At 73.2% G+C, this 9841-nt stretch carries 5 protein-coding genes; 3 read left to right on the top strand and 2 right to left on the bottom strand.

The window, feature by feature from the left end:
- The first annotated feature begins 131 nt into the window (after nt 1-131).
- Nucleotides 132-4181 carry an AAA family ATPase gene (locus AB0B01_RS25375; RefSeq protein WP_361723372.1) on the top strand — a complete coding sequence of 1350 codons (4050 nt, stop codon included), beginning with the start codon at nt 132-134 and terminating at the stop codon, nt 4179-4181.
- A gap of 217 nt (nt 4182-4398) precedes the next feature.
- A complete protein-coding gene (locus AB0B01_RS25380) occupies nt 4399-5829 on the top strand; it encodes a sugar porter family MFS transporter (protein WP_361723375.1) in 1431 nt (476 codons plus the stop codon).
- A 47-nt stretch (nt 5830-5876) separates the two neighbouring features.
- On the opposite strand, the gene AB0B01_RS25385 is transcribed toward AB0B01_RS25380, so the two are convergent.
- Nucleotides 5877-6863: an LLM class flavin-dependent oxidoreductase gene (locus AB0B01_RS25385; RefSeq protein WP_361723378.1), complete on the bottom strand. Its 987-nt coding sequence runs from the start codon at nt 6861-6863 to the stop codon at nt 5877-5879.
- Nucleotides 6864-6930: 67 nt separating this feature from the next.
- Nucleotides 6931-8403, bottom strand: coding sequence for a cytosine permease (locus AB0B01_RS25390; protein WP_361723381.1), 1473 nt, complete (start codon nt 8401-8403; stop codon nt 6931-6933).
- A gap of 147 nt (nt 8404-8550) precedes the next feature.
- Here AB0B01_RS25390 and ftsY point away from each other — a divergent pair, with 147 nt between their 5' ends.
- Nucleotides 8551-9774 carry a signal recognition particle-docking protein FtsY gene (gene ftsY / locus AB0B01_RS25395; protein WP_361723384.1) on the top strand — a complete coding sequence of 408 codons (1224 nt, stop codon included), beginning with the start codon at nt 8551-8553 and terminating at the stop codon, nt 9772-9774.
- The last annotated feature ends 67 nt before the right edge of the window (nt 9775-9841 follow it).

The raw sequence follows: 9841 nt of genomic DNA on the forward strand, positions 1-9841 counted from the left end.
TTCCAGCCCCGCAGGATCTGCATAGGGACGCTTCGGCGTCCCTTCTCTCTTTCCGCGCCACTCCGTTTGACGTCAGTTGTGCCCTGCACCTTCATGGGTGAAACCGGAGGTGAAAGGTAGAGTCCGGCGGCGTGCACCTCAAGTCCCTGACCCTGCGAGGCTTCAAGTCCTTCGCCTCCGCCACGACCCTGCGCTTCGAGCCCGGCATCACGTGTGTGGTGGGGCCGAACGGCTCGGGAAAGTCCAATGTGGTGGACGCCCTGTCCTGGGTCATGGGCGAACAGGGGGCCAAGTCCCTGCGCGGCGGCAAGATGGAAGACGTCATCTTCGCGGGCACCACCGGACGCCCGCCGCTCGGCCGGGCCGAGGTCTCCCTGACCATCGACAACTCCGACGGCGCCCTGCCGATCGAGTACGCCGAGGTCACCATCACGCGGATCATGTTCCGCGGGGGCAGCAGCGAGTACCAGATCAATGGTGACACGTGCCGTCTGCTCGACATCCAGGAGCTGCTGTCCGACTCCGGCATCGGTCGCGAGATGCACGTCATCGTCGGGCAGGGCCAGCTGGACTCCGTCCTGCACGCCGACCCGATGGGCCGCCGCGCCTTCATCGAGGAGGCGGCGGGGGTGCTGAAGCACCGCAAGCGCAAGGAGAAGGCGCTGCGGAAGCTGGACGCGATGCAGGCCAACCTCTCCCGCGTCCAGGACCTGGGCGACGAGCTCCGCCGCCAGCTGAAGCCGCTGGGACGACAGGCGGCGGTCGCCCGGCGGGCGGCCGTGATCCAGGCCGACCTGCGCGACGCGCGGCTGCGGCTGCTGGCCGACGACCTGGTCACGCTGCGGGGCGCGCTGGACGCGGAGATCGCGGACGAGGCGGCGCTGAAGGAGCGCAAGGAGGCCGCCGAGGCCCAGCTCGCGGACGCGCTGCGGCGCGAGGCCGAACTGGAGGAGGCCGTGCGGCAGCTGGCTCCGCGGCTGCAGCGGGCGCAGCAGACCTGGTACGAGCTGTCGCAGCTCGCCGAGCGGGTACGGGGGACCGCGTCCCTGGCCGACGCACGGGTCAAGTCGGCCTCGGCTCCGGGGGAGGAGGAGCGGCGGGGCCGCGACCCGGAGGACCTGGAACGCGAGGCCGCGCGGATCCGCGAGCAGGAGGCGGAGCTGACGGCGGCGCTGGAGGCGGCCTCGCGCGCGCTGGAGGACACCGTCGAGCACCGGGCGGAGCTGGAGCGGTCCCTCACCGAGGAGGAACGGCGGCTGCGGGACGCGGCGCGGGCCATCGCCGACCGGCGTGAGGGCCTGGCCCGCCTGACCGGACGGCTGGGCGCGGCCCGGTCCCGTGCGGGCGCGGCCCAGGCCGAGATCGACCGGCTGGTGGCGGCGCGCGACGAGGCGGAGTCCCGGGCGGCCGCCGCGCAGGCCGAGTACGAGGCGCTCGCCGAGGAGGTCGGCGGCCTGGAGGACGCCTCGGCGGACGAGGCGTACGAGACGGCGCGGGCCGGGCTGGCCGAGGCGGAGGCCGCCCTGAGCGGGGCCCGGGACGCCCTGGCCGCGGCCGAACGCTCGCGGGCGGCGGTCTCGGCCCGGCGGGACGCGCTGGCGCTCGGGCTCCGCAGGAAGGACGGCACGGGGGCGCTCCTGGCGACCCGGGAGCGGTTGACGGGCCTGCTGGGACCTGCGGCGGAGCGGTTGTCGGTGGCCCCGGGATACGAGGCGGCGGTGGCCGCGGCCCTCGGCTCCGCGGCGGACGCGCTGGCGGTGGCCTCGCCGGGGGCGGCCGCCGAGGCCATGCGCCACCTGCGCGACACGGACGCCGGCAAGGCCGCCTTCCTCATCGCCGCGGCCCCACTGACGATCGGCCCGCCGCATCCCCGGCCCTCGGACCCGAGTGCCATCCCCCCGCCGCCGGCACCCGGGCACGCCGCCGACCTCGCCGCCCGCGACGCAGCCGAGCTCGCCGCCCGTAATGCAGCCGAGCCCGCCGCCCACCACCCGGCCGAGCTCGCGGCCCGGGACGCGGCCGAGCCCGCCGCCATGGCCGCGGCCGATATCGCCGCACGGCGCGCGGCCGGGCCGGCGTTGCCGGCGCGGGAGACCGGGCCGGCGGTCGACGCGTCGGGCGCCGGCCAGACCTCCGTGTGCGCGGCGGGCCCGCAGGGCGGGGCGGATGCCGGGGGACCGGCCGAGTCCGGGTCCGGCACCGGGGGTGCTGCGTGCCCGGCGGCGCCCGGCCTGCTCGGCGGCGTACGCGAGCCCGTCGAGGGCGCGGGCGAGCCGTTGGTGCCGGGGCAGGGCACGGGCCGTACGGCCGACGCGCCGGGCTCCGGCCAGGGCGCCACGCACGGAACGGGCCCCGCGGGCGACTGGGGGCTGCCCCGGCAGGGTGTCGCCGTCGCAGCCGTGGTGCGGGGGGACGGCGGGCTGGAGGCGGCCGTGGCGCGGCTGCTCCGCGACCACGTCGTCGTCCAGGGGCTGGCCGAGGCCGAGGCGCTGGTCGGTGAGCGGCCCGACCTCGTCGCCGTGACGCTCGACGGAGACGTGCTCGGGGCGCACCACGCGCAGGGCGGTTCCGCCGGGGCGCCCAGCCTGATCGAGGTTCAGGCCGCCGTCGACGAGGCCACCGCCGAACTGGCCCGGCTCGATGACGAGTGCCGGGACCTCGCCGAGGCCCGGGAGGCGGCCACGGCGCTGCGCCGGGAACTCGCCGCGCAGGTCGAGGAGACCGGCGAGCGGCGGCGCGCCGCCGAGCAGGCCCGGGCGGGGGTGGCCCAGCAGCTCGGGCGGCTCGCCGGGCAGGCGAAGGGCGCGGCGGGCGAGGCCGAGCGCAGCGCCGCCGCCGCGGCCAAGGCCCAGGACGCCCTGGAGCAGGCGCTGGCGGAGGTGGAGGAGTGCGCCGAGCGGCTCGCCATCGCCGAGGAGATGCCGGTGGAGGACGAGCCCGACACGGCGGTGAGGGACCGCCTCGCCGCCGACGGGGCCAACGCACGGCAGACCGAGATGGAGGCCCGGCTCCAGCTCAGGACCCATGAGGAGCGGGTCAAGGGCCTGGCCGGCCGGGCCGACGCACTCGACCGGGCGGCCAGGGCGGAACGGGAGGCCCGCACCCGCGCCGAGCGCCGCCGCGCACGGCTGCGCCACGAGGCCCAGGTGGCCCGGGCCGTCGGCGACGGGGCCCGCCAGCTCCTCGCGCACCTGGAGGTGTCGCTGCTCCGGGCCGAACAGGAGCGCGCGGCCGCAGAGCACGCCAAGGGCCTGCGCGAGCGGGAGCTCGGCGAGGCACGCACCCGCGGGCGCGACCTGAAGGCCGAGCTCGACAAGCTCACCGACTCCGTGCACCGCGGCGAGGTCCTCGGCGCCGAGAAGCGGCTGCGCATCGAGCAGGTGGAGGGCCGGGCCCTGGAGGAGTTCGGGATCGAGGCGGCCGCCCTGACCGCCGAGTACGGGCCCGACCAGCCGGTGCCGCCGAGCCCGCCCGCCGACGGGGAGGAGCTGCCGGAGGACCCCGAGCACCCGCGCAACCGGCCGGGCCCCTTCGTACGGGCCCAGCAGGAGAAGCGGCTCAAGGCGGCGGAGCGCGCCTACCAGCAGCTCGGCAAGGTGAACCCGCTCGCCCTGGAGGAGTTCGCCGCCCTGGAGGAGCGGCACCGGTTCCTGAGCGAGCAGCTGGAGGACCTGCGCAAGACCCGCGCCGATCTGCTCCAGGTGGTGAAGGAGGTCGACGAGCGCGTCGAGCAGGTCTTCACCGAGGCGTACCGGGACACCGCCCGGGAGTTCGAGGGCGTGTTCTCGCGGCTGTTCCCCGGCGGCGAGGGCCGGCTGGTCCTCACCGACCCCGACCACATGCTCACCACCGGCGTGGACGTGGAGGCCCGGCCGCCCGGCAAGAAGGTCAAGCGGCTCTCGCTGCTCTCCGGCGGCGAGCGGTCGTTGACCGCCGTCGCGCTGCTGGTGTCCATCTTCAAGGCCCGGCCCAGCCCGTTCTACGTGATGGACGAGGTCGAGGCGGCGCTCGACGACACCAACCTCCAGCGGCTGATCCGGATCATGGAGGAGCTCCAGGAAAGCTCCCAGCTGATCGTCATCACGCACCAGAAGCGGACGATGGAGGTCGCGGACGCGCTCTACGGAGTCTCCATGCAGGGCGACGGCGTCTCGAAGGTCATCAGCCAGCGGCTGCGCTGAGGCCGATTGTTCATGTAGTGAACGCAGTCATTGATCCCACTCCACACCGCGGGGACCTCCGGGCCTATTGACTTCAGAAAGTGAAGTCATAAGCTTCGCTGTGCCGTGTCCGACGTTCACGTGGTGGCCAGCAGTTTGCTGTGCGCCACTAGAGGAACACGAGCATCGACGAGATCCCCACACCGCCCGCCGTCGCCGCCGGGCCCAGGAGCGCACCTTGACCAGCACAGCGAACGCACCCGCGCCAGGCGGTGGAAGCGCGGCCCGGCCCGACCACCTCGGCCACGTCGTCTTCATCACCGCGGCCGCTGCCATGGGCGGCTTCCTCTTCGGCTACGACAGCTCCGTCATCAACGGCGCCGTCGAGGCGATCCGCGACCGCTTCCACGTCGGCTCCGGAACCCTTGCCCAGGTGATCGCCGCCGCTCTGATCGGCTGCGCCGTCGGCGCGGCCACCGCCGGCCGCATCGCCGACCGGATCGGCCGCATTCGCTGCATGCAGATCGCGTCCGTCCTCTTCACCGCCAGCGCCCTCGGCTCCGCGCTGCCGTTCGCCCTGTGGGACCTGGCCATGTGGCGGGTCATCGGCGGCTTCGGCATCGGCATGGCCTCCGTGATCGGTCCCGCCTACATCGCCGAGGTCTCCCCGCCCGCCTACCGGGGTCGGCTGGCCTCCTTCCAGCAGGCGGCGATCGTCATCGGCATCGCCGTGTCCCAGCTGGTCAACTGGGGCATCCTCAACCTCGCAGACGGCGACCAGCGCGGCGACATCGGCGGCCTGGAAGCCTGGCAGTGGATGCTCGGCGTCATGGTCGTCCCCGCCGCGCTCTACGGTCTGCTGTCCTTCGCCATCCCGGAGTCCCCGCGCTTCCTCGTCTCGGTCGGCCGCATGGAGAAGGCCAAGACGGTGCTGCGCGAGGTCGAGGGCCAGGGCATCGACGCCGACGCCCGGGTCCGCGAGATCGACCGCGCCATCCACTCCGAGGTGAAGTCGACCTTCAAGGACCTGCTCGGCGGCCGCTTCGGCTTCCTGCCGATCGTCTGGATCGGTATCGGCCTTTCCCTCTTCCAGCAGCTCGTCGGCATCAACGTGATCTTCTACTACAGCTCCTCGCTGTGGCAGTCGGTCGGCATCGACCCGAGCTCCTCGTTCCTGTACTCCTTCGAGACCTCGGTCGTGAACATCATCGGTACGGTGATCGCGATGGTCTTCGTGGACCGGATCGGCCGCAAGCCCCTCGCGCTCATCGGCTCCGCCGGCATGGCGGTCTCACTCGGCCTGGCCGCCTGGGCCTTCTCGTACAAGTCCGGCGTCGGCGACGACATCGCCCTGCCCCACGCGCAGGGCATCGTGGCCCTGGCCGCCGCCAACTTCTTCCTGCTCTTCTTCGCCCTGTCCTGGGGGGTGGTGGTCTGGGTGCTGCTCGGCGAGATGTTCCCCGGCCGCATCCGCGCCGCGGCCCTCGGCGTGGCCGCCGCCGCCCAGTGGGTCGCCAACTGGGTGATCACGGTCAGCTTCCCCACCCTGTCGGACTGGAACCTGTCCGGCGCGTACGTCATCTACACGGTCTTCGCCGTGCTCTCGATCCCCTTCATCCTCAAGTGGGTGCCGGAGACGAAGGGCAAGGCGTTGGAGGAGATGGGGTAACCATCCCCGCCACCACCCCTCTCCTCTCGCAGCAGGTGCTGCCCCGCTCAGTCCTTGAGCCGGGGCAGCACCTGTTCGCACAACAGGTGCCGGCTGCGCCAGCCCTCGTCCAGCGGCATCCCGCCGCACAGCGGGTGCAGGACCAGGTTCCCCGCCTCGCCCGCGGTCCGGGCGTAGGCGACCGCCTCGTCCGGGGTCAGGACCCGGTACACGCCCTCCGTGCGCAGTTCCGCCACCGAGCGGGCGGCCGACCGCACCGCGCTGCGGATCTCCTTCGACTGCCAGGACGCGTAGGTCGCCGCCTCGTGCAGGAAGCAGGCCCCGTGCTCCGCCCACACCCGGTCCGGGTCCTCGGCGATGTGCAGCAGCGGGGTCTCGGCCGAGGGCATCATGCAGAAGCCCTCCGTCCCGTACTCCGCCAGCTTCGCGGTGTAGTACGCCTCCAGCTCCGGCAGGTGCGCGCTGGGGAAGAACGGCAGCCCGAGCCGGGCCGCCCGCCGGGCCGCCGCCTCGGAACTGCCGCCCACCAGGAGCAGCGGGTGCGGCCGGGTGAACGGCGTCGGGGTGACCCGCACCGTGCGGCCGCGGAAGGTGAAGGGCTCGCCGGTCCACGCCTTCAGCAAGGTCTCCAGCAGCTCGTCCTGGAGCCGGCCGCGCCGCGACCACGCGACGCCGTGCTGCTCGTACTCCTGCGGCCGGTAGCCGATGCCCGCGACCGTGACGAGGCGGCCCCCGCTGAGCAGATCGAGGACCGCGATGTCCTCGGCGGCCCTCAGCGGGTCGTACAGCGGGCCGATGACCGCCGAGACGGTGACGGTGATCCGCCGGGTCGCGCCGAAGACCGCGCCCGCGAAGGCGAAGGGCGAGGGCAGCCAGTTGTTGCCGGCGCCGTGGTGCTCCTCGGTCTGGACGGTGTCGATGCCCCGGTCGTCCGCGTACCGCGCCATCTCCAGCGCCGCCTTGTAGCGGGCGGAGAGGGAGGCGGGTGTGCCGTTCGGGTCGACGAGATTGAACCGGGCCACGGTGACGGGCATGCGGAAGTCCCCCTTCGCGAGACCGCCGGACGAGGGCGGGCGAAGGGGGACGTTAGCTGACGCAGCGTCAGTTGGACAGGCTTCCGGCGGGCTCGGGCTCGGGCTCGGGCTCGCGCTCCCCGGCCCCGGCGGCCGGCGCCGCGGACTCCGTGCGCGGCAGAACGGCGTACAGCAGACCCGCGGTCAGGATGCCGGCCGCCCAGCCCAGCCCGTTGCGCCCCACCCAGGTGCCGGCGAGCGGCCCGCCGAACCAGTCGACCTCGGTGAACAGCAGGCCCACCACCAACGCCAGGCCCCAGGCGGTCATTGCCTGCCAGGCGAACCCGCCCCGGTACCAGTACGCACTGGACGGGGTGGTGTCCAGCAGTGCGGCGGCGTCGTACCGGGTCCGGCGGAGCATGTCCACGCCGAAGACGCCGATCCACGCCGAGAAGGCCACCGCCAGCAGGGTCAGGAAGGAGATGAACGACCCGAAGAAGCTGGTGGCCACCACCATCAGCAGGAAGCCGAACACCAGGCTGATCACGGCGTTGACGCTGACGGCCCAGGCGCGCGGGACCCGGATGCCGAGGGTCTGCGCGGTGAAGCCGGCCGAGTACATGGACATCGAGTTGATCAGCAGCATCCCGACGAGCGCGATGAGCAGGTACGGCACCGCGATCCAGACGGGCAGCAGGTTGCCGATGAAGGAAACCGGATCCTGCGCGCTCGCCAGGTCCGGGGTGCCCACGGCCATGACCGCGCCCATCAGCACCATCGGGATGACGACCACGGCCGCGCCGCCGATCGTCGCGCCGACCATCCCCCTGGACGAGGCCGTCCGCGGCAGGTAACGGGTGAAGTCCGGGCCGGAGGGGACCCAGCTGATCCCGCCCGCGGCGATGGTCCCGATCCCCGCGACCATCATCGCCGTCGAGCCGGCCGGCTTCGCGAAGACGGCGGACCAGTCGCTCTCCACGACCAGGTAGCCGAGGACGAGCACGCTGAAGGCGCCGAAGAGGTACGTCGACCAGGTCGAGCACACGCGCAGCGCGCCGATCCCGAGCCCGGAGACCAGGAAGGTGCAGCCCACGAAGAGCAGCAGGGTGACCACGACGAGAAGCGTGTTCTTCTTCACTCCGAACAGCAGGTCCAGCACCGTGAGCACGGCGAAGGCGCCGCTGACCGCGTTGATGGTCTCCCAGCCCCATCGGGCGACCCAGATCAGCGCTCCCGGGAACAGGTTGCCGCGCTGCCCGAACACCGCCCGCGAGAGCGCCATGCCGGGGGCTCCGCCGCGCTTGCCGGCGATCGAGATCAGGCCGACGAGCCCGTACGAGACGACGGGCGAGGCGATCGCGACGACCAGCACCTGCCAGATGTTGAGCCCGTTGAAGATGACCAGGCCGGCGCCCATCGTCAGGAGCAGCACGCTGATGTTGGCGGCGACCCAGGTGGGTATGAGTTCGCGGACCCGCCCGCCGCGCTCGGAGTCCGGGACGGGTTCGAGGCCGCGGGTCTCCAGCGCTCCGTCGGCGGGCTCGGCGGACTCGGCGGGCATGCACTACTCCAGGGGCAGAAGGGGCCAAACGGGGGAGTCGCCCATCATCACCGCTTCCGCGCGAAAACCACAAACCGCGACTTACGGCCCGGTGGGAAACGCCGGGGACCCGGCTCCGGGCCGCCCGTGTCCGATACTGGTGGGGTTATGGACATCCTCATCCTTGTCGTAGTCATCGCCCTGGTCGCGGTCGGCGCGATCAGCGGGCTCGTGGTCAGCAGCCGCAAGAAGAAGCAGCTGCCGCCTCCGGCGCCGCCCAGCACGCCGACCATCACTGCCCCGCCCGCCGAACCGCAGGTGGGGGAGGACGCCGCACCGACGGCGGAAGAGCCCCGTCGCACGATCGAGGAGGTCGAGCTCCCCGACGCGGAGACGGCCGTCCAGTCGCCGGTCGCCGTGGAGGACCCGGTCGTCGCGGCCCCGCCCGCGCCCGAGATCGAGGTGCCCGAGCCCACCGCCGGCCGCCTCGTCCGGCTCCGGGCGCGCCTCGCGCGCTCGCAGAACTCGCTCGGCAAGGGCCTGCTCACGCTGCTCTCGCGCGAGCACCTCGACGAGGACACCTGGGAGGAGATCGAGGAGACCCTCCTCATCGCCGACGTCGGTGTCGTGCCCACGCAGGAGCTGGTGGACCGGCTGCGCGAGCGGGTCAGGGTGCTCGGCACCCGCACCCCGGCCGACCTGCGCGCGTTGCTGAAGGAGGAGCTGCTGACGCTGGTCGGCACCGACTTCGACCGTGCGGTGAAGACCGAGAGCGGCACCGACACCCCGGGCGTCGTGATGGTCGTCGGCGTCAACGGCACCGGCAAGACCACCACCACGGGCAAGCTGGCCCGCGTGCTCGTCGCCGACGGCCGCAGCGTGGTGCTCGGCGCGGCCGACACCTTCCGCGCCGCCGCCGCCGACCAGCTCCAGACCTGGGGCGAGCGGGTGGGTGCGCGGACCGTGCGCGGTCCCGAGGGCGGGGACCCGGCCTCCATCGCCTACGACGCGGTCAAGGAGGGCATCGCCGAGGGCGCCGACGTGGTGCTCATCGACACCGCCGGCCGCCTGCACACCAAGACCGGCCTCATGGACGAGCTCGGCAAGGTCAAGCGCGTCGTGGAGAAGCACGGCCCGCTGGACGAGGTCCTGCTGGTCCTGGACGCCACCACCGGGCAGAACGGCCTGACCCAGGCCCGCGTCTTCGCCGAGGTCGTGGACATCACCGGCATCGTGCTGACCAAGCTCGACGGCACCGCCAAGGGCGGCATCGTGGTCGCCGTGCAGCGCGAGCTGGGCGTCCCCGTCAAGCTCGTCGGCCTGGGGGAGGGCCCCGACGACCTGGCCCCCTTCGAGCCGGAGGCCTTCGTCGACGCCCTGATCGGCGACTGACCCCGGCCCCTGCCCCGTACGCATGCCGGTGCCCCCGTCTCCGGCCGGAGACGGGGGCACCGGCATG

Origin of the sequence: Streptomyces sp. NPDC044571, assembly GCF_040647115.1 — a bacterium.
Taxonomy (GTDB): Bacteria; Actinomycetota; Actinomycetes; order Streptomycetales; family Streptomycetaceae; genus Streptomyces.